The following is a 21,311-nucleotide window of genomic DNA, read 5'->3' on the forward strand; positions in this document are numbered from 1 at the left end:
AGCCCTGACAGAGGGCCTGCAAAACCCGCCACACCCCTTGCCTGGCATCGCCCTGAGCCGCAGATCAAAGTTTCTCCAGAGTTGAAATGCGCGATGCTGTTCCGAAAGATCACTGAGGAATCGCGTCAGGTACGCATAGACCCATTCCGCGGGGTTTTGTCAATCTACCCTGGCGCAACTAAGAAGGCCAGAAAAGTGGTATCGTTTTCGTAAAGCTCTGCATGAATCCCGACCCTGTTTCCTCCTTCGATGCCTATCGGCGGCGCCATGGTCTGTGGTTGCTGCCACTGGGGGCTTTGGCCTCGAGCCTCGCCTATGTGCTGTCCATCGTGAACGGAACCCTCAACCCGCTGGACGCGGTGCTCTCGCCGGTGATGTTTGTGGGGTTTTTGCTCATGACCCTGCTGTTATGGCAGCATCGGATCAGTATCGCCACGACCGAACTGATGGTGGTTATTCTCTTGCTGGCCTACAACCTGGGCAACCTGTACTATTTTGGATTACAGGGCCATCTCTCCAGGGAGGGGTTTTCTGCCAGCGCTTTGTGGTCCACAATCATCTACCCGCTGGCTTTTTTGCTGCTTAACCGAGAGAAAGCCATCCGGGTATCGGTGGCCTACTACCTGCTGAGCGCGTTGGGGGGGGTGGTCTCGCTGCTGCTTCACCCGCCCAGCGTGAGTGCCCTCAACTCAATCGCACAGTTCTATCTGGCCAACCTGGCCTTCCTGGTTTTGCTCAACATATATGCACAACTGCGCGAGACCATGGTGGCTATGGAGCAATTGGCCCACACCGATCACCTTACCCGGCTCACCAACCGGCGGGGCCTCGAGCCGCTGCTCAAGCGGGAGCTACAGCGGGCTGAACGCTACGGGCCTTTCATTGCAGTTTTGCTGATCGACCTCGACCACTTCAAAAAGGTCAACGACCACTATGGGCATGCCATCGGCGACCAGGTGCTGCGCGAGGTGGCCCTGCGGCTCGACCTTTACCTGCGCCAGGCGGATACCGTAGCGCGCTGGGGTGGTGAGGAGTTTTTAATTCTGGCCCCGGCCACCGACTTAGCCCAGGCCGAGCAACTCGCGGCCCGGCTCGTCGAAGCGCTTCGGGACAAGCCGGTATTAGGGGAAATTTCTATTACGCTTTCTATCGGGGTAAGCTGTTACCGAGCCGGTGATACCGTTGAAAGCCTTGTTCACCGTGCAGACGAAGCCCTCTACCGGGCCAAAGCGCTGGGGCGGAACCGACACGAACTGGAGCACTCAGAGACGGCCTCCAGGAATCCAACCCCCAGGCCATAGCCGAAGCAGCGCTGGGCGGGCTTTGAAAGGTTCTAGCAGTAGGGCGGGGAGGTTTTTTTACTTTTGGGGGATGGGTGCGTATCCTTAAGGCATAATGGCCGGTATCGCCTTGTTGGAGCTGATGTTGCTGCTGCTGGTGGTGGGTCTGCTGGTCTGGTTTTTTGGTGGCGGGCGCAGCCTGCCGCCAGCACAAGAGGCGCTGGCTCACCGGTTGCACCTGGCCCTGGAGGAAATTCACCAGCAGGGCAAGCGGCTGCCTCATTTGCGCGATGTGCTTAAGCAGGTGCGCCAGTACGGGCGGGATCTGGGCAGGCTGCTGCCGCAAAAGGCCGAACTCGAGCGCTTTTTGCACAAGCCAGGGCTGGAGGGCCCCACCCGAGACCACCTGCTGCGTCGCCACAACGACCTCGAGCGCACTTTTGAACGGGGGGTGGCCTACCTCGAGCGCCTGGGGGCCGAGCTGGTGCTGGTTGCGGGCAGTGAGGAACCCCCAGCCCTGGCCGAGCTTCCACTGTTCTTAATCGAATTGCGCGAGGTTTTACATCCAGCCACCCCCAACCGAGGGTAAATTGGAGCGATGCGACGAATCGCTGTACCGCTATTGCTGCTTTTGGTGGCCTGTGCACCACGCGCCACCGAACCCCAGACCAACACCACCCTTATTCAGGGGCCGGTGGGCTTCTATCCCGCGCAGCCGGGGCTGGACTGGATCTACCTGCCACCCCGTGCCGCCATCGGCGAACCGCCGGTGCGCTTGTCGGTGATGGGGCCCACTACCTTTGAAGGCCAGCCAGCCATCCGCTACCGCTTGAGCGGGCGGGGCCTCGAGCGTTCCTACTACCGCCAGGTAGACGCCAGCGGGGTACGCCTGCTGGGCATGGAAGACTTCGACCGGCTGCAAGTAACCCGCTACACGCCCCCCATTCAGGAGTACCCACCCCAGGCCAGCCTGGTGGTGGGGGCCCGCTGGGGCGGCCAGACCCGCGAGGTCATCGAGCTGCGCGCGGGCAACAACATCACACGGGTAATCGACCGGGTGCTGGACTACACCTACACGGTGCTGGGCAAGTCCAACGTGACGGTGCCGGCAGGCAGCTTCGAGGTTTTTCGCATTAACTGGGAGGTGCGCGACCCCAGGAACCCCACCTTGCGGGAAAACTTCGAGCTGTGGTTCTTTCCGGGGGTGGGCGAAATCTTTAGCTCGGTGAATTTTGGCGAACAGGGCGGGCTTTCGCTGATTGACCGCAACTTCAGATGAGCCGCGGCAGGCCACCCTCCACGGCCTCTTTGTTCCCTGGGGTACTGCACCAGGTGTATAAACCCCTAAAGTTGAGGGCAAGATGCAGGTAGTAACCGTGTTATCGCCTCATCGTTTTGGGAGGCATATGTGATTTTGCAAAAGGTCAACCAACCGCAAGACCTCAAAACCTTGTCGCAAGAAGAGCTGCTTCAACTGGCCCAGGAACTGCGCAGCGAGATCATCCGGGTGTGTGCCCAGAATGGCGGCCACCTGGCCTCCTCGCTGGGGGCGGTGGAGCTGATTGTGGCGCTGCACAAGGTGTTCGACTCGCCCCGCGACCGCCTGCTCTTCGATGTGGGCCACCAGGCCTACGCCCACAAAATCCTGACCGGGCGCAAGGAAGTTTTCCACACCATCCGTCAGGAAGGGGGCATCTCGGGCTTTACCAAGGTCTCGGAGAGCGAGCACGACGCCATTACCGTGGGCCACGCCTCTACCTCGCTGGCCAATGCGCTGGGTATGGCCATCGCCCGCGACACCCTGGGCGAGGACTACCATGTGGTGGGCATCATTGGCGACGGGGCCCTGACCGGCGGGATGGCCCTGGCCGCCCTGAACGTGATTGGGGAGCGCAAGCCCCGGCTCTTGATGATTCTGAACGACAACGAGATGTCCATCTCGGAAAACGTGGGGGCCTTGAACCGCTACTTCAAGGAGTACCAGACCAAAAAGTGGGTGCAGGATACCCAGAAGTGGGGCCGCCAGGTGCTGGAAGGCATCTCGCCCAAGCTTTTCAACCTGGTGGATCGGGCCAAGGAGGCCGCCAAGCTGATGCTGCACCAGGAAAACCCCTTCTACGCCTGGGGCATCCGCTACGTGGGGCCGGTGGACGGGCACGACCTGCCGGGCCTGATTCACATTCTGGAACAGATTAAAGAGCTCGAGGGCCCCACCCTGCTGCACATCGTGACCCAGAAGGGCAGGGGCTACGGGGTGGCCGAGGAAGACCCCATCTACTGGCACGGGCCGCCCAGCTTCAACCCCCAGAACCCCGAGAAGGTGAGCAAGGGCTACTCCTGGTCGGCGGCCTTTGGCGATGCGGTGACCGAGCTGGCCCACCAGGAGCCCCGGCTGTTTGTGATTACCCCGGCCATGCGCGAAGGCTCGGGGCTGGTCAGGTACTCCCAGACCCACCCCGAGCGCTACCTGGACACCGGTATCTGCGAGGACGTGGCCGCCACGGTGGCCGCTGGCATGGCCTTGCGGGGACTCAGGCCGGTGCTGGCCATCTACTCCACCTTTATGCAGCGGGCCTACGACCAGATTGTCCACGACATCGCCATCGAAAACCTGCCGGTGGTGTTTGCGGTAGACCGGGCTGGGATTGTGGGCGGCGACGGGGCCACCCACAACGGGGTCTTCGATATCGCCTACCTGCGCACCGTGCCCAATGTGCAGATTGCCGCCCCCAAAGATGCCCTCGAGCTGCGGGCCATGCTCAAAAAGGCCCTGGAACTGGGGGGGCCCATTGCCATCCGCTACGCCCGCGACAGCGTGGAGAAGGTGCCCGAAGGGGTTTGGCCGGAGATCGAGTGGGGTCGCTGGGAGGTGCTGAAGGAGGGCAGCAAAGCCTACATCCTGACCTTTGGCAAAACCCTCAAGTACGCCCTCGAGGCCGCCGGAGATGACCCTCAGGTGGGGGTGATCAACGCCCGCTTCATCAAGCCACTGGACAAAGGGATGCTGGAGCGCCTGGCCCTGGAAGGCTACAAGCTGGTTACCACCGAAGACCACCAGAAGATGGGGGGCTTTGGCAGCGCGGTGCTGGAAGCCCTGGGCGAACTGGGCCTTAAGCCCGACATTCGCGTGCTGGGCCTGCCAGATGTCTTCTTCGACCACGGCTCCATTGCCCGCATGCACCGCGAGGCCGGCATCGACGCCGAGGCCATCCGGGCCGCCCTGGCTGAGCTCGGGGTGAGCCAAAAAGCCATAGCCCAAAGCTGAAGGCCCCACATGGAAGTTTTGCCGCTGATCGCCAACCTTTACCTGCTGGACACCCCCGAAGGCGCACTGCTGGTAGACACCGGCATGCCCCAGGAAAACCAAAAGCTCTTGCGCCACCTAAAGGGGCGAAAGCCCGCGGCCCTGCTGCTTACCCACCACCACCTCGACCACGTGGGTGGGGCGCGCATGCTGTGGGAGCGCTACGGGTTGCCCATTTATGCCCACCCGCTCGACATCCCGTTTATAAGCGGCGAGCGCCGCCGTCCCCCTTTCCCGCCCATTCCCTGGCTGGGCGACCACATTGCCAACAGCCCCCGGCCTCTTCCGCCCGAAGCCCTTACTCCGGTGGAGGAGGGCGCGCTGGTGCTGGGCTGGCAGGTAGTACACCTGCCCGGCCACACCCCAGGGCAGATTGGCCTGTTGCGCGAGGGGGTTCTGCTGGCCGCCGATGCCCTGCGTGTGGGCGCAAAAGGCCCCTGGCTTCCCCCCGCTATAGTCAACCACGATACTGAGCAGGCCCGGCGCACGGTAGGGAAAATGGCCCAGCTCGAGGCCGAACACATCTACGTGGGCCACGGCCCCCCCACCACCAAACGCGCCATAATGGCCCTGGCCGAAAAGCTGGCCCTATAGCCCTGGGCCTCAAAGCAGGCACGCCACCCCGTTACAAAAAGCGTTACATACCATTTTGTGCCCAAAAACGCTGTCGCAACCGCACCCCCTCACCCAAAAAAGCCCACACCAACGCCCACCAGGACGATATGGAAGCAATTTCCAAAAATGACCCATTATGTTTTGCGCAAAATGCTATAATGCCCGTGTCGGCCATCTCGACGACGCACCTTGAAAGCCCAGACGCGCGATAGATATCGCAAACCCACCACACAAAAAATCTAAAAGTGTGGGTTTGTAAGCATTCATCGCAAAAACCGCCATTTTTCACCCACTTATCCACAGGTTGCCTGTGGATAACTCGGTTTTCTCATAAATACCCCTTCTAAGAGCCCTTTACAGGACGGCGATTAACGGGGTATGCTGTCGCAAACAAAAAGCCCCGTAAGGGAATTGCAACAAGCTAGAGGTTGCGTGGATCCACGTACTCATTGACAAGGTCGCAAACAAAAAGCCCCGTAAGGGGATTGCAACTATTGAGCCAGTCAGCGTCCTCTTTTTTGCTGAACCCGTAGTGTCGCAAACAAAAAGCCCCGTAAGGGGATTGCAACACTCCCTCTTCGAGGCTTTGAACAGTCGCACGCAGCAGCGGGTCGCAAACAAAAAGCCCCGTAAGGGGATTGCAACTAGCGGGCATCTGTTTTTTGCGGAGGAGGTCCATGAGGTCGCAAACAAAAAGCCCCGTAAGGGGATTGCAACTGCATGTGGCCCTGGATGCCACCACCCGAGTGCCAGTTGGTCGCAAACAAAAAGCCCCGTAAGGGGATTGCAACTTTGGAAATATACGATTGCATCGTCGCCATCGTGGTCCGTCGCAAACAAAAAGCCCCGTAAGGGGATTGCAACACTCTAGATGTTCTGCTTTCAAAACCATGACATCTGACAGTCGCAAACAAAAAGCCCCGTAAGGGGATTGCAACCACTACGGCGCCCTCCACCTGCTCAAACTGCTTGCGGGACTCGTCGCAAACAAAAAGCCCCGTAAGGGGATTGCAACTCCGCGTATAAGCGAATAGTTTTCGGGCACTGCCGCACAACGGTCGCAAACAAAAAGCCCCGTAAGGGGATTGCAACAGTCGGTGCGGTCGCGGTTGGCCGCGATGATCACCTCCGTCGCAAACAAAAAGCCCCGTAAGGGGATTGCAACTTTATCCTGGTGGGTAAGGTAATTCGCCCGAGCCACCCCAACCTGTCGCAAACAAAAAGCCCCGTAAGGGGATTGCAACTAAGGGAGGGGGACGAGCCCCCCCCACCTTAGCTGACCTGTCGCAAACAAAAAGCCCCGTAAGGGGATTGCAGGTTTTGGTAGATTGGTGGTGTGCAAGAGCAAGCCAATACTGTTTTGATACTGAGCGTGGGGCAGACCATCGAGCCCCTCGAGTTTGCCCTGGCGGAGCATGTGCCGCAGGGGGTGGTGTTTGTAGCCAGCCAGGGCACGCAGGCGGTGGCGGGGGAGCTGGTGCGGCGGTACGGAAATGCTTTGCGCTTTCATACCCTGCTGCTCGACGACCCCGAAGACCTGGGTGAGGTGTTTCGCAAGGGGCGCGAGGCGCTGCAAAAGGCGCTGGAGTGGGAGGCCCGCACGATTGTGGCCGATATAACCGGGGGAACCAAAACCATGTCGGCGGGGATGGTGCTGGCCCTTACCGGACAAGGGGTAACCTTTAGCTATGTGGGCGGGGAGCAGCGCGACCAGCAGGGGCGGGTGAAGAGCGGAAACGAGCGGCTGCGTCTGCTGGAAGACCCCACCTTTCGCTATGGCCTGCGCGAGTGGGAGGGCTTCAGGCGGGCCTGGAACCAGGGCGACTACCGCGCCGCGCAGGACTTTTTGTCCGAGCTGCTGGCCCGGCCCCTCAGCCCTTCGGAAAGGCGGTTTTATCAGCACTTGCAGGGCGTGGCTGAGGCCATGCTCGATTGGGACTTGTTCCACCACAAGGCCGCCTGGCAGAAGCTGGAAACCCACCTCGAGCCTGCCCTCACGGTGGCCGAGGCCTGGGGGCATGGCGCTAAGGTGCGGGTGTTGCAGGGGCTACAGGCAGCCAAGGCACGCCTGCGTGAAATTTTGGATCGGGAAGGGAGGCCCACCTTTGCCCTGCTGGCCGACCTGCTGGCCAACGCCGAGCGCAGGGCTGCCCGGGGCCGCTACGACGACGCCCTGGCCCGGCTGTACCGTGCGGTGGAGCTGGCCGCCGAAGCCGACCTGTACGAGCGTACCGGCATCGAGCTGCGGGTGGCAGCTACCTACCCCCAGCCGCTGCAAGACCTGGCGGGCCGCAAGACCCCAGGCCTCAAGGAAGCCCTGGGGCTGGCTTTCGAAATCGATACCCGCCTGGGCCATAGCGGAACCCTGGCCCAGCAGCTATACGGCGACTACTCGAGCAAACTTCAGGGTTTGTTGCAGCAGCGGCACAGCAGCATTCTGGCCCACGGGGTAAAGCCGGTGAAACTCGAGGCCCTGCAGGGCTTGCAGGCTTATCTGTGTGAGAGGGGCCTCGAGCCCGCCCCGGCCTGGCCCAGTTGGTAGGTGCTTGCCGTGTGGGCCTGGCGGGTGTAGCCTTTAGTCAAGGCCCGCTAGGGCCGCACAGCCCGGCTAAGTTTTGGTGCTTGGGCGCGTAGCCTAGGCTTAAAGTGGGGAAGTCCGGTGCAAGTCCGGCACTGTCGCGCAGCGGTAACGGCGCATTGGGGCTTAAGCGATCCGCAAAGCGGTCGCCAGCCACCGCCCGAAGTCCGAATACCTGCCAAAACGCCTTCTCACTCCGATACGGAAGGCACCTCTCGCAAGAAGGGGGAGTTTCGGGGAATTTCTACGTTATTTGTAGCGTCCTCGCTCCCGAGGGCGGTTTTTTTTGGGTGCAGGCCCCAGCCTGTCCCCAGGACAATCGCCCCCCACGCGAAGCCGGGTTGGGAAAGGACGCAACATGAATCGAATCGTTTTGTGGTTGTTTCTGGTTCTGGGCCTTCAGCTTTCGGCGCTGGGATGGGCGCAGTTTCCGCGCACCCTGACCGACGACCTGGGCCGCAGCATCACCCTCAAGGCCGCGCCCCAGCGCATCGTAGCCCTGTTGCCCTCGGTCACCGAGACCCTCTGCGCCATGAACGCCTGCGGGCGGCTGGTAGGGGTGGACGACTTTTCCGACTTTCCCGAGCAGGTCAAGCGGCTGCCCAGGGTGGGGGGGTACTTTAATCCGAACCTCGAGGCCATGGTCGCGCTCAAGCCCGACCTGGTGATCGTCTCGGTCTATGGCAAGCTGCACGAGGCGCTGGAGAAAGCCGGGGTAGCCACCTTTGCCATCAAACCCGAATCCTACGACGACATCTTCCGCACCACGCGGCTTCTGGGCCGGGCGCTGGGCCAGGAGGCCCAGGCCGAGCGGGTGGTGGCCCGCATCCAGCAAGAGGTCTACGCCGTCGAGAGCAAAGCCGCCAAGGCCACCGCGCGCCCCACCGTTTACTACGAGATCGACCCCACCCCCTACACGGTGGGCCCCGACTCCTTCATTGGGGTTCTGATTGCCAAGGCCCGCGGGCAGAACATCGTCCCCAGGGAGCTGGGGCTGTTCCCCAAGATTAGCCCCGAGCTGGTGGTGCAAAAGAACCCCGAGGTGATCGTGCTGACCCATCCGGGGGCCGCCGACCTGCCCAAGCGGGCGGGCTGGGGCAACCTGGCGGCCATTCGCAACAAGCGAGTCTGCGCCTTTGCGGGCGAACAGAACAACCTGCTTTCGCGCCCCGGCCCGCGGGTAGCCCAGGGGCTGCAACTGCTGGTGGGCTGCTTCCACCCCAGCCTGCGCTAGGCCCATGCAAAAGACCTCCTACCCAGGCCTCGCGCCCCCCATCGCCAGGGGGTATGGGAGCATTGGCTGCCGACTGCTGGTTTTTCTGGGCCTGCTGGTGCTGCTGGCGCTGGGCCTGGTGCTGGGGGTGGGGCAGGGGGCGGTGCCCATTGCGCCGGGCGAGGTGGTGCGGGCCTTGCTGGGCCTTAGCGAAAACCCCATCATCACCGAGCTACGCCTGCCCCGGGCGCTGGCCGCCCTGCTGGTGGGGGCGGTGCTGGGCATCTCGGGGGCGGCCTTCCAGGGCCTGTTCCGCAACCCCCTGGCCGACCCCTACCTGATGGGCTCGGCGGCGGGGGCGGCCTTTGGGGTTACGCTGGCGGTAAGCGTGATGGGGGGGCTCTCGAGCGCCTTTGCCCAGCACGCGGTGTTTGCCCACCTTCCGGCTTCCGCTACGCTGTTTGGCTTTCTGGGGGCGGTGGGGGCGGTGCTCCTTACCCTGCTGCTCTCGGGCGGGGCCAGCCGCACCGGCGACCTGATTCTGGCCGGGGTGGTGGTGGGCAGCGTGCTGGTCAGCCTGACCAGCTACCTGATGCTGCAGGACGCCGACCGGGTGCGGGCGGTGTTTGCCTATACCCTGGGCAACCTGGCCTTTGTGGGCTGGAATGGGGTGGGCTCGCTGGCGCTGTACCTGCTGTTTGCCTTCCCGCTGCTGCTGTTGCTGGGGCGTACCCTCAATGCCCTGTACCTGGGCGAAGAGACCGCCCGCAGCCTGGGCCTGCCGCTGGGCTGGCTCAAGCTGCTGATAATTGGGCTGGTTACCCTGCTGATTGCGGCGGCGGTGGCCCAGGCGGGCATCATTGGCTTTGTGGGGCTGGTGGCCCCGCACATCCTGCGCCGCTTGCTGGGGGGGGACTACCACTACCTGCTGCCGGCCTCGGCCCTGGGTGGGGCGGTGCTGCTCTTGCTGGCCGACCTGCTGGCCCGCACCCTGGTGGCCCCGGCGGAACTGCCGGTGGGCATCCTGACCACGCTGTTGGGCGGGCCGTTCTTCTTGTATTTACTGTGGCGGGGGAGGCGCAGGGCATGATGGCGCAAAGGGCAGAACAAGGCGCAGGGCTGAAGCAGTTGGGGGTTTCCGCGCTTGTTGCGGACGGGGTGTCCTTTGCCTACCGCAACCGAGCGGTGCTGCAGGGGGTGCAGCTCGAGCTGTGCCCGGGCGAGTGGCTGGCCCTGCTGGGGCCCAATGGGGTGGGGAAGAGCACCCTGTTGCGTTTGATGGCGGGGCTTTTGCGGCCCGCTGCGGGCGAGGTGCGGCTGGGGGACCAGCGGCTCGAGCGCATCTCGAGCTGGAGGCGGGGCCAGCAGATTGCCTTTCTGCCCCAGAACGGCGGCTACCCCGAAGACCTTACGGTAGAGGAGGTGGTGGAGCTGGGCCGCACCCCCCACCTGGGCCTGCTGGGGCGGGCCGGCAAGGCCGACCGGGAAGCGGTGGAATGGGCCATGCAACAGACCCAGGTGAGCGCCTTCCGCCACCGGCTCTTGCCCACCTTATCGGGCGGGGAGCGGCAGCGGGTGCTGCTGGCCCGGGCCCTGGCGGCCCGCCCACAGTTTTTGCTGCTGGACGAGCCCACCAACCACCTCGACCTGCACCACCAGGCCGAGTTTCTGGCCCTCTTGGTGGGCTTGCGGGCCCAGGGGCTGGGCATCCTGACGGTGCTGCACGACCCCAACCTGGCCCGCCTGGCCGACCGGGTGGCTTTTCTGGCAGAAGGGCGGCTTTTGGCGCTGGGCCAACCCGGCGAGGTGCTGACCGAAGACTTTTTGCAGGGGATTTATGGCCGCCAGGTGCGGGTGCGGCAGCTCGAGGGCCAGCCGGTGGTGCTCTTGGGAGGGTAGATGCAGGCCAGCCTGAAGGTAACCCCCAAGCTGTTGCTGCTCGACTTAGGGGAGGTGTGCCGCCTGGTAACCCAGGATGGGCCCCGGCTGGTGCGCTACGTGGCGGTGATGCGCTCGGCGCAGACCTCGTGTGTGCGTATGGGGCGCGGGGCCGGGCACGCCCACCTGATGCGCGCGGGGCTGCCGCCGGGCGAGACCCTCCTGTATGCCCTGCCCGCCGACCCCCTGGACTTCGAACAGGAGGGCTCGGTGCTGCGCCTGCCGGGGCTCAGGCTTTACCTGGCGGGGCCGCCAGAGTTCGTCGAGACGCCCTTTTATGCCTGGGTGGAACCATGAGCGAGCTTTGGCTGGTGCGCCACGGGCAGACCACCTGGAACCTGGAGGGTCGGCTCACCGGCTGGTCGGATGTGCCGCTCACGCCGCTGGGGGAGCAGCAGGCCCGGGCCCTGTCTGGCTGGCTGGCCCAAGAGCGCTTTGACCGGGTGCTGGCTTCCGACCTAAGGCGGGCCATCCACACCGCCCGCTTAGCCTATGGCGAACCCCAGGAAGCCTTGGCCGAGCTGCGCGAGCTCGAGTTCGGTGCCCTCGAGGGCCTGAAGTGGGACGAGCTGCCCGAGCCGCACAAAAGCGCCCTGCTGGCCTTCGAGGGCTTCCAGGCCCCTGGGGGGGAGTCCACCCGAGCACTGCGGCAGCGGGTGTACGGGGTCTTCGAGGGTCTGCCCCCAGGCCGCCACCTGGTCTTTACCCACGGGGGGGTGTTGCGGCTGGTGCTGCGCGAGTTCGGGCAGGATCGCTTCCTGCCGCCCTGCGCGGTGGTGGGTCTGGACTGGCAGCAAAAGAGGGTGTTGTTTGTGAGGGACGAGCATGTTTTATAGGGGTGCCCGCTTGATTCTGGTAACCGGGGGGGCGCGGGCTGGCAAGAGCGCCTTTGCCCAGGAGTGGGCCCAGGCCCTGGGCCAGCCGGTGAGCTTTATCGCCACGGCCCAGCCCCAAGACGAAGAGATGCGCCAGCGCATCGAGCAGCACCGAGCCGAGCGGCCCCCTGGCTGGGAGACCCTGGAGGAGCCCCTCGAGGTGCCCCAGGCCCTTTTGCGCGCAGGGGGCCGGGTGGTGCTGTTGGACTGCCTGACCCTGTGGGTAGCCAACCTGATGGAGGCCGGACGCGAGGTCTTGCTCGAGCTCGAGCACCTGCTGGCGGCTTTTGCCGAGACCGACAAAACCCTGCTGGTGGTGACCAACGAGGTGGGTATGGGCATCGTTCCCGACAACGCCCTGGCCCGGCGCTACCGCGACCTGCTGGGGGCGGCCAACCGCCGCCTGGCCGAGGCCGCCGACGCGGTGTACCTCCTGGTGGCGGGCATTCCCGTCAAGATCAAATCGCCTTGAGACCTATGATTCGCTTTGACGTCCAACCCATCTCGCAAGAATGGCTGGCCCAGGCCCGCGCCCACCAGAACCAGCTCACCAAGCCGCCCGGCGCGCTGGGGTTCCTGGAGGAAGTGGGCGTGCGCCTGGCCGCGATGCAAAAGACCCTAAAGCCCCGTCTGGGCCAGGGGGCAGTGGTGGTATGTGCCGCCGACCACGGGGTAGCTGCCGAGGGCGTCTCGGCCTACCCATCCGAGGTCACGGCACAGATGCTGCTGAACTTCCAGGCGGGGGGCGCGGCCATCAATCAAATTGCTCGAGCCTCCGACGCCCAAGTTTACGTGCTCGACGTGGGTATCAATTCCCCTGTTCCGTCGCCGGAGAGGGTGCGGTCGGGCACGGGCAACATCGTCCGGGGGGCCGCCATGACCCTAACCGAAGCCGAGCAGGCCCTGCAAGCGGGGGCCAAGATGGCCCGCCAGGCCATAGCCCAGGGTGCCACCCTCCTGGCCGCTGGCGATATGGGCATCGGCAACACCACCGCAGCCGCGGCCCTCACGGCGGCTTTGCTGGGCCTGGAGGCCCGGGCCGTCACGGGGCGCGGTACGGGGGTGGATGAGGCCCGCTACCAGAAGAAGCTCGAGGTTGTGCGTATTGCCCTAGAGCGCGCCCAGGCCCGGCTGGGCGCGCTGCCCAGGGCCGACCCGCTGGCCCTGCTGGCCGAGCTGGGGGGGCTGGAGATGGCGGCCATTGCCGGGGTTTTCCTGGCGGGGGCCGAGGCCGGCCTGCCCCTGGTGACCGACGGCTTCCCGGTCACCGCCGGGGCCTTGCTGGCCTGCCGCATGGAGCCAGGGGTGCGCGATTATCTGTTTGCGGGGCATCGCTCGCTGGAGCCAGGGCATACCCGGCAGCTCGAGGCCCTGGGGCTCAGGCCCATCCTCGAGCTGGATATGCGCCTGGGCGAGGGCACGGGCGCGGTGTTGAGCTTTCCGGTGCTGCGGGCCGCCGCCGCGGTCATGGCGGGCATGGCCACCTTTGCCCAGGCCGGGGTGTCGCAAGCGGGAGAGCCATGAATCAACAACACCTCGAGCAAACATAGGCCAGATGGAGATTCGGCTCAGAAAATACCGTAGAATCAGTCCAATATCACCCGGCGCCGCAGTGGTACTAAACCCTTTCCACACCCGCTCTACCAGCAAATGCGACCGGAAACATACCACGTATCCATGCTGGGCAGGTTTGCTATAGGGGAACACCAATGACCAGAATCAAACTCAAAGAACATCAGGACTACTACCTGGAAAACGGCCTGTACGTGTTCACCGCGGCCTACCACCTGCGGCGCGGCTACTGCTGCGGCTCGCGCTGCCGCCACTGCCCCTACCCCCCGGAGGTGCAGGAAGAGACCATCAAACTGCGGCTCGAGGGCCGTCCCATCCGCACCAAAGAAGAGTTCGAAGCGCGTTTTGGCGAGGTTCTGGTAAAACCTTAAGGTGCGTCCTTTCTGGCTGGCGGTTGGTTTCCTGACCACCTTTCCCGTACCGCACCTGGGCCAGGTGCGCGAGGGCGAGATGAAGGCGGCCTCGGCCTACTACCCGGTGGCGGGCTACCTGATTGGGGCGCTGCTGGCCCTGGTGGCCTGGCTCACCGCGGGCTTCCCCGACGGTTTGCAAGGCGCGGTTTTGCTGGCGGTCTGGCTGGCTTGCACGGGCATGCTGCACCTCGATGGCCTGCTGGACTCCGCCGATGCGCTGCTCGCTATGAAGCCCCCCGCCGAGCGCCTGCACATTCTGGCCGATGTGCACATGGGCAGCTTTGCCTTTGGGGTGGGCTTCGTGGTGCTGCTTTTGAAGTGGCAGTTGCTGGCTTCAAATCCCTCGCCCTGGTTGCTTTTGTGCTTGCCCGCGCTGGTGCGCTTGGCCCTGCTGTTGCCCATGAACCTTTTTCCTGCTGCCCGCCCCGAGGGGCTGGGGGCCCGCAGCCGCGAGGGGAGAGTCTTCCCGGCCTTGCTGTTTGCCCTGCCGGCCATCTTCTTCTTCCCCTGGGTGGCGCTGGCGGCTATAGCGGGGATGCTGCTGCTGGCCTTCTGGGCCGCCCGAAGGCTAGGAGGCGGGCTTAGTGGCGATGTGTACGGGGCCCTGGTGGAGCTGGGGGAGGTGGCGGGGCTTTTGGTCTGGGTAGTGATGAAGGCGTAAATGTAACCTGAAAGACACATTGGGGGTAGACCTACATTGAAAAAACCATTTCTGGAGGTGAATTATGATTCGCGGTCGGGTGGTCGGAGTATGGTTGAGGGTGGGGCTGTTGGCAAGAATCTGCAGCGGTTCCCAAGCCTGCTATGCCTCGCCTTGCTACCCCAAAGGCAACGGGCGCACGCGAATCCGGCGCACGTCCATCACCACGATGGCCCCGGCCTCGAGCTCCTCTGCTGTAGCTGCCAACACTTGCAGCAGGCGCTCTCCGCTGGCCTCGGGACGCAAATCTACTCCCCGCAGAATCACCACGCTGGGGCCTGCCTCGCGGCTGTATGCGAGCAGGTCGCCAAAGTCGAGGTCGTGGGTTAGAAGCAGGTATCCGTGGGCGGCGGCGAAGCGCAACACCTCGAGGTCGCTTGCACTGGCCAGCCCTACTTCCGAGCAGCGCACGGTTTGGTGGCCCCGTTCACGCAAGAACCCCACCCAGCGAGGGGTGAGGTTCATGTCCAGCAGGATTTTCAAACCGCAACCTCGCGCTCCTCGGCCAGAAAGACCGCGTACTCCAGCGCGGCGTCGATGTCTTCCGGCTTTAGCTCGGGGTAGTCGCGCAGGATTTCCACCGGGGTCTGGAAACGAAGCTGATTGAGGATGGTGCCCACGGTGATGCGCGTTCCCCGAATGCAGGGCCGCCCACCCATGACCAGCGGGTTGAAGGTAATGCGCTCGGACAACCTCATAAGGCCATGCTATACCAGATTAGCGTAGAGCGCTCGCCAAAATCATTGAGCCGCTCACAGCTCGATTGCTTTGTCCTGCACAATTGCCCCACGGAGGGAGACCGCGTCTGTTGAGATAGAACCCCCATCCCGCACAGGATTGGGGTGGCCCTCAAGCCCCCACAGGCAAGGCGGGCCGCAGGGGCTTGGGGCGTACAGGGTAGACCAGGGGCCTAGCTTGCAGGATTTCCTGGGCGGCCCGCCGTCCGCTGGCGTAGGCCCCATGCACGGTGGCGGCCCAGGCGTTGGGGGCGGTGTGCTCGCCCGCAAAAAACAGCCGGTTGCCCACCGGCTGGGCCAGGATGCGGCGGGCTTGCGAGGCCCCCACGCTGGCCTTGGAGTAGGCCCCCAGGGTGTAGGGGTCGTCCTGCCAGTGGGCCAGCCGGGCTTTGCGGGGGGTCAGGTCGGGGCGGCCCAGGGCCCGGCGCAGGGTTTGCAGGGCATTCTGCAGGGCCTGTTCCTCGGGCAGGGCCAAGAGTTCGCGGGCTTTGGGGCCGGTGGCCAGGGCGGTCAGGATCTCGAAGCCCACCCCGTGGCCGGCGGCGCTGCTCCACCACTCGTCGGGGTTGTGGCCGGGCACATATAGCTCCACAATGCCGGGCGGGAAGATGGGCTGCTCGAACTGGAAGAAGAGCTTGACCGCGTCGGCCAGGCCCAGTTGATGGATGGCCTGCTGCTTCTCCTCGGGCAGCTCGGGCACAAAGCGGATTTTCCCGGCTTTCAACACGCCCAAGGGCACGGTAATTACAGCCTGGTCGGCCAGGAAGACCCGCCCGTCGGTGGTGAGGGCTTTGACGCCAAAGGGGCCCCACTCGAGCGTCTCCACCACGGCCCCCAGCCGGATGTCCAGTGAGGTAGCCAGTTTTATCGCTAGTTAATCGTAGCCCCCCAGGATGCGGTAGTCGCCCTCCTCGGCAGACTTGTCGTACAGAAACTCCAGCGCGGCTCTGGCGCTGAGGGTTTCTGGAGCATCGAAGTCGGAGATGTATTCTTGCAGCTTGTAGGGTATTTTCTGGCCGGCTAGCTGGTTGCGCTCTAGATACTCGGCCAGCGATTCCTCGCCCACGGCTTCGGGCCAGTCCACCATCCGGATGTTGTTGTAGCCCAGCACCCTGGAGCCCACCTCGGCAATGGTACGCAGGTTTCCGTCCGGCAGGCGCACCAGGGTGTCTTCCTGCTGGTTGAAGTAGATGGTTCGCAGGCCGAATTGTTGGGGGAGGGTATAGGTGGGAACCTGGCTGCTGTGGATGAACTCCGCGCCAAGCTCGATGGGAACCTCGGTAAAGCTTCTATCGGTGCGGATGCGTCCTCCGACGCGGTGTTGGGCTTCAAGCACGGTAACCTGATGCTTCGCTTTCTGCAGGTCTTGGGCCGCGGCCAAACCAGCGGCTCCGGCGCCTATTACGAGCGTTTTCATGCAAATTTACCTTTTTACACTTCTGGTAACCTTTCTCCCGAGAATTGTTCTGGATGCTCGGGCATCACCCTGCCGACTTAGTCGCTCCATCGCACGGTGGCATACCGTGTGGTGGCAGTTCGTCGTATTGCTTGATGGGTAAAAGGGTCTCAAACGCGATTAGCCAACGCTACTGCGAACCTGTGCATCACCTCCTTTCTGGCTGGCGTTCCCCATGCGGGGTTTTATCAGTGTAGCTCGAGCGGGGTGGGGCCGATGAAGGATTACCCACAATTTGGGTAAAACCTGCATGTTTTGTGATGACAGAAAACCCGTATTTGAATCCCAAACAACATAGCTCTTTATTTCCCGAATGGATATTTATGCATATTGCCCCGGCGGCTTGCCGAGGTGCAAAAGAGCCTGTGGCCCTGGGGGTAATCTCGAGGTCAGGAACTCCGAGGTAGTTGGAGCAGGGATGCTTGGTAATGCGCATGGCTCGAGGATTATTGCGGAGGTATACACCCCTGGGCCGGATAGGGGTCTGGCAGCTTTAGCAGCGCAAGAATCTTTTCCAGCCGTTCGCGCTCGCTTAAGAACCCCAGGCCCCGGCGGCGCACCAGCCACGACCGCACCGCCCGGGTGTGCTGCGGTATGTCCAGCAAACGGCAGAGGTCCTCCAGCCCGCTCATTTCCACCGAAACGGTCTCGCTGCTGTACGAACACACCGGGCAGCTTAGGTACATGGGGTTGGAGTCGTACTGAAATACCCGCTGGCCCCGGTGGTAAACCCACAGCAGCAGGGAGGTGTCCTCGAGGTTCACCACACCCAGGGCTGTGCAGTCCAGCGTCCGGGAAAGCTGGGCCACATAGGCCGCGAAAAAGTCTGGCTGTTGGTAGAGGTGCTCCGGGGTTGACTGTAGCGGGGGGTACAGCAGCAAAAAGCCCTCAAAGGCCCTGGCCTCCATGCTTCCCAGCACCAGGCGGGCTCGAGCGGGATCGAAGCCCCACAGGATGATGCATGGCCCGGACATGCTTTAGCCTAGCACCAGGGGTTGGCGGGATGGGTGCCTGGCCCAAACTTTGAGCCGAAGGTAAAAAGCGCTCCGCTGACGGGAGCTTTTGCGCTTTGGGGTAGGTATAGCGCGCTCCTCATAGACGTGGCCTCCCGGATGGGAGGCCACAGTGCAGGACACAGCAATTGAATTTGGCAAGGGGCTTCTAGTCGTCGGCGGCAGAGCCTTTGCCGATGATCTCGATTTCGGGCTCCTGGTTCCAGCTCTTGCCGTAGACTGCCTTCAGGATGATGTAGGCGACCACGCCAGTAATGATGGGCACGATCAAGACCAACACCCACAGCAGGGCATTGGAAAGGCCCAGGTCTACCTTGTAGCCGGCCAGGGTGCTCATGATGTAGAACATCAGCATCCCGATCACAAAGCTGGTGCGGAAGGGGTGCTGGCTGGGCAGCTCGAGGTAACGCTGCTTGTGCTTGGAGTAATCCAGGAAGGGAATGGCCAGGGCCCCCAGGATGATGACAGTGGGCACCAGGATACCCCCCCAGAACTGCGGGCCAAAGGTGGCGCCCAGGAACTCAAAGCGCCAGTTGGCGGGGATGATCTGCAAAATCCCGTAAATCCACATGAAGTACCAGTCGGGCTTGACCGGTGGGGTGTTGGCGGTGGGGGGGCCAAAGGCCTGCACCGGGTGGGCCAGGAAGGCCCCGGCGATGAAGGTGGTCACAGCGATGTAGACCAGGAACAGAATCCCCATCATGGCCGCCTGTTGCGGGAAGAGCGGCACCCCCACAATCTTGCCCGGTGCTACCTTCTCGGCGTACTTGGGCTGGGTGTGCTTCTGCTTGATCATGATGGCCAGGTGGGCCCCAATCAGCCCAATCAGGGCCAGCGGCAGCCACAAGACGTGAATGGGGTAGAGCCGGGGGATGGTCTGGGCATTGGTGGGTGAAAGCTCGCCGGCAAACAGGATGTCCGACAACAGCTTGCCTGCCCAGGGGGCCGCCGCCCCAATCTCGTAGCCGATCTTGGTGGCGGTGAGGGCGTAGTTATCGAAGGGCAGGGCGTAGCCGGTGAAGGCGGTAATGATGGAAAGCACCAGCAAAAACACCCCGATGATCCAGTTCAGCTCGCGGGGGTTCTTGTAGGCCCCGGTCAGGTGGATGCGCAGCATGTGCAGGAAAGCAGCAGCAATCATGATGTGGGCGGCCCAGTGGTGCAGCGAGCGAATCACCGCGCCAAAGGGCAGTGAGTCGATATAGAGAATCGAGTAGTAGGCTGCCGGCACTTCCTGCCCGCCGGAAAGCGAACCCGAGACCGGGCGGATGGAAGGCTCGTAATTAAGGGTCAGGAAAATGCCCGTGAGCACCAGGGTGACAAAGGAAAACAGGGTGATCTCGCCCAGGAAAAACGAGTGGTGCACCGGGAAGGCCTTGCGGAAAGCCTTGGCATACAGCTTTCCGATACTCAAGCGGTCGTCTAGCCACTGATACATGCTTCCTCCCTAGACATCGGCTCCTGGCTTGCCCAGAAACTCACCTGCTACCACCACCTTGCCCCCCTCCACCTTGACCGGCAGTTGCGGAACCGGGGCGGGTACGGGGCCTGCGACGACCTTGGCCTGGTTGTAGATGTCGTATATGCCGCCGTGGCAGGGGCAGAGCCAGGCGTTGTTTTGCCACTGGCTTACCGTGCAGCCCAGGTGCTTACACACCGCCGAATAGGCCAGCACCCCCTCGGGCGAGGCGTGCTGGCGGGTTTCGGGGCTCATCTTGGCTGGGTCGGCCAGGATGACCATGATGGTGTTGGTGATCAGGTCTTTTTTGATCACGTTTTCTGGGCTTTTGGGGAAAGCGATGATAAAAGGAATTTTTTCATTCTGGGCGGCCTTCAGGTCATCCAGGGTGATTTCCTGGTCGGCTTTGGGGCCGGTGGCAAAGACCAGGGTATCGCCTACGGCCACAGGCTCTTTGCTGGGAATCTTTTCCTCACGCGGCACTAAGCCTGCACCCACCCACAAGGTCGAGAGCACCGCAGCGCCCGCGCTCACGCCGATGGCTGCTTGCAGGATGGCCCGGCGGGTGGCGTGGGCCTGGGGGTCTTCGGGGTGGTGCTCGTGGTGATGGGCTGTGGCTTCATGATCAGCCATTTTCAAATCCTCCAGTTCATCTGCTCCAGTTTGCGTTTACCAGGGGAAGTCGCTTTTCTCGTCTTCAACCAGGACTTCTTCTGGCATGAAGTATTTCTTGTAGATGGCGATGAGCAAAGCCAGGATGAGCATCATCGCGCCAAACACCCCAGCCTGCAGGGTGGTGGCGTTGTAGTAGCCGATCTCGGGGTTGTTGGCAAAGACCAGGGTGCGCACGAAGAAGCCCGAAAGCATTACCAGCAGAATCGAGAGCACCACCCCTGCCACCATGGGCAGGCTGCTGGGTTCGGGGTCGTGCTTGCCGGGGCGCAGTTCGGAGCCCTCGAGCCAGTTGCTCATGAGCCCGATAAAGCCGTACACAAACAGCACTATGGCGAAGGCCATCAGCCCGATGTTGCCCACCGTGAGGTGGGGTACTACCCCGGCTTCGTGCACCACCCGCATCCGGTCATTGAGGTAGGCCATCAGAAACAAAGCCGCCGCAAAGACCAGGGCGAAGTAGGGAACTACCGTGTCGTTGCGATACATGCTCCCTCCTCAGCGGGCGGCCTTGAACTCGTCGGGGGTTACGCCGCCAAACTTGTTGCTCCAGCTATTTTTGATGTAGGTGGTTACAGCCGCCAGCTCCTCGTCGGAGAGCTGGGCGAAGCCGGGCATGCCGCCCTTGCCTTTGAGCAGGATGTTGATGGTGTAGGCCTTGTCGGCTACGTTCTTGCTGCCATCGAGGGCCGGGAAGACCCCCGGAAGGCCCTTGCCGTTGGCCTGGTGGCAGCCGGCGCAGCTTGCGCTATATACCTGCTCGCCTTTGGCTTTGAGGGCCTCGTCCACTGCCGCGACAGGGCCGCCGTGTGCGCCCGCCTCCTTGGTGGCGGGGGGTTTGGCGACTTCCTCGAGGGTCTTGTTGGTTACCCCGGTGGCGGCAAAGAAGAGCCAGACCCCCCCCAGAATGGCGGCGGTGGCGATGGCCGCAGCCAGCCCGGGGAAGCGCTCGCGGGTGGGCTTAATATCGGGGTCGGCCACCCGCAAGGTTACATCCAGGATGCCCGAGACTTCCTTGCCTTCCTCGAGGCCCTGCAACAGCACCCCAGGGGTGTTGGCTACCTTGAAGGGCACTTCCTTTACGTCTTTGGCCCCATTGGTGTAGTGGGTGACTACCCGGAGTAGGTGCTCCCCGTCGCTCAGGGAGCGGGTATCGTAGGTCACTTTGAAGGGGGGTTGGGTGAGCACCTGCACGGGTTCGGTGCCGCCGTCCAGATAGACTTCGATTCGCTCAATCGGCATCGCTTAGTTCCTCCTGGCCAGGCCCGCTCGGGGGGTCTGGGCACTGCTTTCAAGACTACCAGAAAATTAGGGGCCTGCGCCCCTGTAGGCCAATCATAAAAACTTAAGGGGGGTCAAATGTCCCTAATGACGACTGTAATACCAAATCTATGTAGATAATAACTCATGCCAAGCAAAGCCATAGCCCTACACGCCCACCTGAGCCTGGAAGAACTCGAACAGCGCTACCGTAGCTGCAAGGATG

The 21,311-nt window shown here is 62.9% G+C and carries 24 protein-coding genes, 1 CRISPR repeat array and 1 riboswitch; of the genes, 15 read left to right on the top strand and 9 right to left on the bottom strand.

What is annotated here, in order from left to right:
• Window positions 1-221 precede the first annotated feature (221 nt).
• From ABWU19_RS03445 to ABWU19_RS03515, 15 genes are all read left to right on the top strand, one after another.
• Entirely contained in the window at window positions 222-1,301 is a 1,080-nt protein-coding gene (locus tag ABWU19_RS03445) for a diguanylate cyclase (RefSeq protein ID WP_435900375.1), read from the top strand.
• A gap of 94 nt (window positions 1,302-1,395) precedes the next feature.
• On the top strand, window positions 1,396-1,869 hold the full coding sequence (locus ABWU19_RS03450; RefSeq protein WP_435900376.1) for a hypothetical protein: 474 nt from the start codon (window positions 1,396-1,398) through the stop codon (window positions 1,867-1,869).
• Window positions 1,870-1,878: 9 nt separating this feature from the next.
• Complete coding sequence (locus tag ABWU19_RS03455; RefSeq protein WP_435900377.1) at window positions 1,879-2,559, top strand: hypothetical protein; 681 nt, start codon at window positions 1,879-1,881, stop codon at window positions 2,557-2,559.
• Between the two features lie 129 nt (window positions 2,560-2,688).
• Complete coding sequence (dxs, locus tag ABWU19_RS03460) at window positions 2,689-4,545, top strand: 1-deoxy-D-xylulose-5-phosphate synthase (protein ID WP_435900378.1); 1,857 nt, start codon at window positions 2,689-2,691, stop codon at window positions 4,543-4,545.
• Window positions 4,546-4,554: 9 nt separating this feature from the next.
• Window positions 4,555-5,178: an MBL fold metallo-hydrolase gene (locus tag ABWU19_RS03465; RefSeq protein ID WP_435900379.1), complete on the top strand. Its 624-nt coding sequence runs from the start codon at window positions 4,555-4,557 to the stop codon at window positions 5,176-5,178.
• A 404-nt stretch (window positions 5,179-5,582) separates the two neighbouring features.
• Window positions 5,583-6,517: direct repeats of the CRISPR family, unit length 35 nt; unit sequence GTCGCAAACAAAAAGCCCCGTAAGGGGATTGCAAC.
• An 18-nt stretch (window positions 6,518-6,535) separates the two neighbouring features.
• Entirely contained in the window at window positions 6,536-7,741 is a 1,206-nt protein-coding gene (locus ABWU19_RS03470; RefSeq protein ID WP_435900380.1) for a TIGR02710 family CRISPR-associated CARF protein, read from the top strand.
• 57 nt (window positions 7,742-7,798) lie between these two features.
• Window positions 7,799-7,974: riboswitch (cobalamin riboswitch) on the top strand.
• A 161-nt stretch (window positions 7,975-8,135) separates the two neighbouring features.
• Window positions 8,136-9,011 (top strand): ABC transporter substrate-binding protein, encoded by an 876-nt coding sequence (locus tag ABWU19_RS03475; protein ID WP_435900381.1) that lies wholly within the window; start codon window positions 8,136-8,138, stop codon window positions 9,009-9,011.
• 4 nt (window positions 9,012-9,015) lie between these two features.
• Window positions 9,016-10,080, top strand: a complete 1,065-nt coding sequence (locus ABWU19_RS03480; RefSeq protein WP_435900382.1) for a FecCD family ABC transporter permease — start codon at window positions 9,016-9,018, stop codon at window positions 10,078-10,080.
• The gene (locus tag ABWU19_RS03485) at window positions 10,077-10,889 is read left to right on the top strand and encodes an ABC transporter ATP-binding protein (RefSeq protein ID WP_435900383.1); all 813 of its coding nucleotides are present in this window, start codon (window positions 10,077-10,079) and stop codon (window positions 10,887-10,889) included. The genes ABWU19_RS03480 and ABWU19_RS03485 overlap by 4 nt, the downstream gene beginning before the upstream one ends.
• Entirely contained in the window at window positions 10,890-11,225 is a 336-nt protein-coding gene (locus ABWU19_RS03490) for a hypothetical protein (RefSeq protein WP_435900384.1), read from the top strand. It begins immediately after the preceding gene.
• Entirely contained in the window at window positions 11,222-11,764 is a 543-nt protein-coding gene (locus tag ABWU19_RS03495) for a histidine phosphatase family protein (protein WP_435900385.1), read from the top strand. Before ABWU19_RS03490 ends, ABWU19_RS03495 begins: the two co-directional genes overlap by 4 nt.
• Entirely contained in the window at window positions 11,754-12,275 is a 522-nt protein-coding gene (gene cobU, locus ABWU19_RS03500; RefSeq protein ID WP_435900386.1) for a bifunctional adenosylcobinamide kinase/adenosylcobinamide-phosphate guanylyltransferase, read from the top strand. The genes ABWU19_RS03495 and cobU overlap by 11 nt, the downstream gene beginning before the upstream one ends.
• Before the next feature lie 5 nt (window positions 12,276-12,280).
• A complete protein-coding gene (gene cobT / locus ABWU19_RS03505) occupies window positions 12,281-13,327 on the top strand; it encodes a nicotinate-nucleotide--dimethylbenzimidazole phosphoribosyltransferase (protein WP_435900387.1) in 1,047 nt (348 codons plus the stop codon).
• Between the two features lie 185 nt (window positions 13,328-13,512).
• The gene (locus ABWU19_RS03510; protein WP_435900388.1) at window positions 13,513-13,746 is read left to right on the top strand and encodes a DUF5522 domain-containing protein; all 234 of its coding nucleotides are present in this window, start codon (window positions 13,513-13,515) and stop codon (window positions 13,744-13,746) included.
• A gap of 1 nt (window position 13,747) precedes the next feature.
• Window positions 13,748-14,449 carry an adenosylcobinamide-GDP ribazoletransferase gene (locus tag ABWU19_RS03515; RefSeq protein WP_435900389.1) on the top strand — a complete coding sequence of 234 codons (702 nt, stop codon included), beginning with the start codon at window positions 13,748-13,750 and terminating at the stop codon, window positions 14,447-14,449.
• A gap of 156 nt (window positions 14,450-14,605) precedes the next feature.
• Here ABWU19_RS03515 and ABWU19_RS03520 read toward each other — a convergent pair whose 3' ends face one another.
• From ABWU19_RS03520 to ABWU19_RS03560, 9 genes are all read right to left on the bottom strand, one after another.
• A complete protein-coding gene (locus ABWU19_RS03520) occupies window positions 14,606-14,971 on the bottom strand; it encodes a DUF5615 family PIN-like protein (protein ID WP_435900390.1) in 366 nt (121 codons plus the stop codon).
• The gene (locus ABWU19_RS03525) at window positions 14,968-15,186 is read right to left on the bottom strand and encodes a DUF433 domain-containing protein (protein ID WP_435900391.1); all 219 of its coding nucleotides are present in this window, start codon (window positions 15,184-15,186) and stop codon (window positions 14,968-14,970) included. Before ABWU19_RS03525 ends, ABWU19_RS03520 begins: the two co-directional genes overlap by 4 nt.
• 151 nt (window positions 15,187-15,337) lie before the next feature.
• A complete protein-coding gene (locus tag ABWU19_RS03530) occupies window positions 15,338-16,093 on the bottom strand; it encodes a flavin monoamine oxidase family protein (protein ID WP_435900399.1) in 756 nt (251 codons plus the stop codon).
• A 6-nt stretch (window positions 16,094-16,099) separates the two neighbouring features.
• Window positions 16,100-16,642 carry an FAD-dependent oxidoreductase gene (locus ABWU19_RS03535; protein WP_435900392.1) on the bottom strand — a complete coding sequence of 181 codons (543 nt, stop codon included), beginning with the start codon at window positions 16,640-16,642 and terminating at the stop codon, window positions 16,100-16,102.
• Between the two features lie 485 nt (window positions 16,643-17,127).
• A complete protein-coding gene (locus ABWU19_RS03540) occupies window positions 17,128-17,655 on the bottom strand; it encodes a hypothetical protein (protein ID WP_435900393.1) in 528 nt (175 codons plus the stop codon).
• A gap of 187 nt (window positions 17,656-17,842) precedes the next feature.
• A complete protein-coding gene (locus ABWU19_RS03545) occupies window positions 17,843-19,132 on the bottom strand; it encodes a cytochrome b (protein WP_435900394.1) in 1,290 nt (429 codons plus the stop codon).
• Window positions 19,133-19,141: 9 nt separating this feature from the next.
• On the bottom strand, window positions 19,142-19,786 hold the full coding sequence (locus tag ABWU19_RS03550) for a ubiquinol-cytochrome c reductase iron-sulfur subunit (protein WP_435900395.1): 645 nt from the start codon (window positions 19,784-19,786) through the stop codon (window positions 19,142-19,144).
• A 36-nt stretch (window positions 19,787-19,822) separates the two neighbouring features.
• Window positions 19,823-20,314, bottom strand: coding sequence for a cytochrome C (locus ABWU19_RS03555; protein ID WP_435900396.1), 492 nt, complete (start codon window positions 20,312-20,314; stop codon window positions 19,823-19,825).
• A 9-nt stretch (window positions 20,315-20,323) separates the two neighbouring features.
• The gene (locus tag ABWU19_RS03560; RefSeq protein ID WP_435900397.1) at window positions 20,324-21,067 is read right to left on the bottom strand and encodes a c-type cytochrome; all 744 of its coding nucleotides are present in this window, start codon (window positions 21,065-21,067) and stop codon (window positions 20,324-20,326) included.
• Between the last annotated feature and the right edge of the window lie 244 nt (window positions 21,068-21,311).

It is taken from the genome of Meiothermus cerbereus (assembly GCF_051297115.1).
In the GTDB taxonomy this organism is placed as follows: Bacteria; Deinococcota; Deinococci; order Deinococcales; family Thermaceae; genus Meiothermus; species Meiothermus cerbereus_A.

Bases quoted from the DNA above. Each gene is read 5' to 3' on its own strand.
- ABWU19_RS03480 (WP_435900382.1), top strand. From the start codon at position 9,016: ATGCAAAAGACCTCCTACCCAGGCCTCGCGCCCCCCATCGCCAGGGGG.
- cobU (WP_435900386.1), top strand. From the start codon at position 11,754: ATGTTTTATAGGGGTGCCCGCTTGATTCTGGTAACCGGGGGGGCGCGG.
- ABWU19_RS03465 (WP_435900379.1), top strand. From the start codon at position 4,555: ATGGAAGTTTTGCCGCTGATCGCCAACCTTTACCTGCTGGACACCCCC.
- cobT (WP_435900387.1), top strand. From the start codon at position 12,281: ATGATTCGCTTTGACGTCCAACCCATCTCGCAAGAATGGCTGGCCCAG.
- ABWU19_RS03475 (WP_435900381.1), top strand. From the start codon at position 8,136: ATGAATCGAATCGTTTTGTGGTTGTTTCTGGTTCTGGGCCTTCAGCTT.
- ABWU19_RS03495 (WP_435900385.1), top strand. From the start codon at position 11,222: ATGAGCGAGCTTTGGCTGGTGCGCCACGGGCAGACCACCTGGAACCTG.
- ABWU19_RS03450 (WP_435900376.1), top strand. From the start codon at position 1,396: ATGGCCGGTATCGCCTTGTTGGAGCTGATGTTGCTGCTGCTGGTGGTG.
- ABWU19_RS03445 (WP_435900375.1), top strand. From the start codon at position 222: ATGAATCCCGACCCTGTTTCCTCCTTCGATGCCTATCGGCGGCGCCAT.
- ABWU19_RS03550 (WP_435900395.1), bottom strand. From the start codon at position 19,786: ATGGCTGATCATGAAGCCACAGCCCATCACCACGAGCACCACCCCGAA.
- ABWU19_RS03510 (WP_435900388.1), top strand. From the start codon at position 13,513: ATGACCAGAATCAAACTCAAAGAACATCAGGACTACTACCTGGAAAAC.
- ABWU19_RS03525 (WP_435900391.1), bottom strand. From the start codon at position 15,186: ATGAGGTTGTCCGAGCGCATTACCTTCAACCCGCTGGTCATGGGTGGG.
- ABWU19_RS03535 (WP_435900392.1), bottom strand. From the start codon at position 16,642: ATGAAAACGCTCGTAATAGGCGCCGGAGCCGCTGGTTTGGCCGCGGCC.
- ABWU19_RS03555 (WP_435900396.1), bottom strand. From the start codon at position 20,314: ATGTATCGCAACGACACGGTAGTTCCCTACTTCGCCCTGGTCTTTGCG.
- ABWU19_RS03560 (WP_435900397.1), bottom strand. From the start codon at position 21,067: ATGCCGATTGAGCGAATCGAAGTCTATCTGGACGGCGGCACCGAACCC.
- ABWU19_RS03540 (WP_435900393.1), bottom strand. From the start codon at position 17,655: ATGTCCGGGCCATGCATCATCCTGTGGGGCTTCGATCCCGCTCGAGCC.
- ABWU19_RS03485 (WP_435900383.1), top strand. From the start codon at position 10,077: ATGATGGCGCAAAGGGCAGAACAAGGCGCAGGGCTGAAGCAGTTGGGG.
- ABWU19_RS03545 (WP_435900394.1), bottom strand. From the start codon at position 19,132: ATGTATCAGTGGCTAGACGACCGCTTGAGTATCGGAAAGCTGTATGCC.
- ABWU19_RS03490 (WP_435900384.1), top strand. From the start codon at position 10,890: ATGCAGGCCAGCCTGAAGGTAACCCCCAAGCTGTTGCTGCTCGACTTA.
- ABWU19_RS03455 (WP_435900377.1), top strand. From the start codon at position 1,879: ATGCGACGAATCGCTGTACCGCTATTGCTGCTTTTGGTGGCCTGTGCA.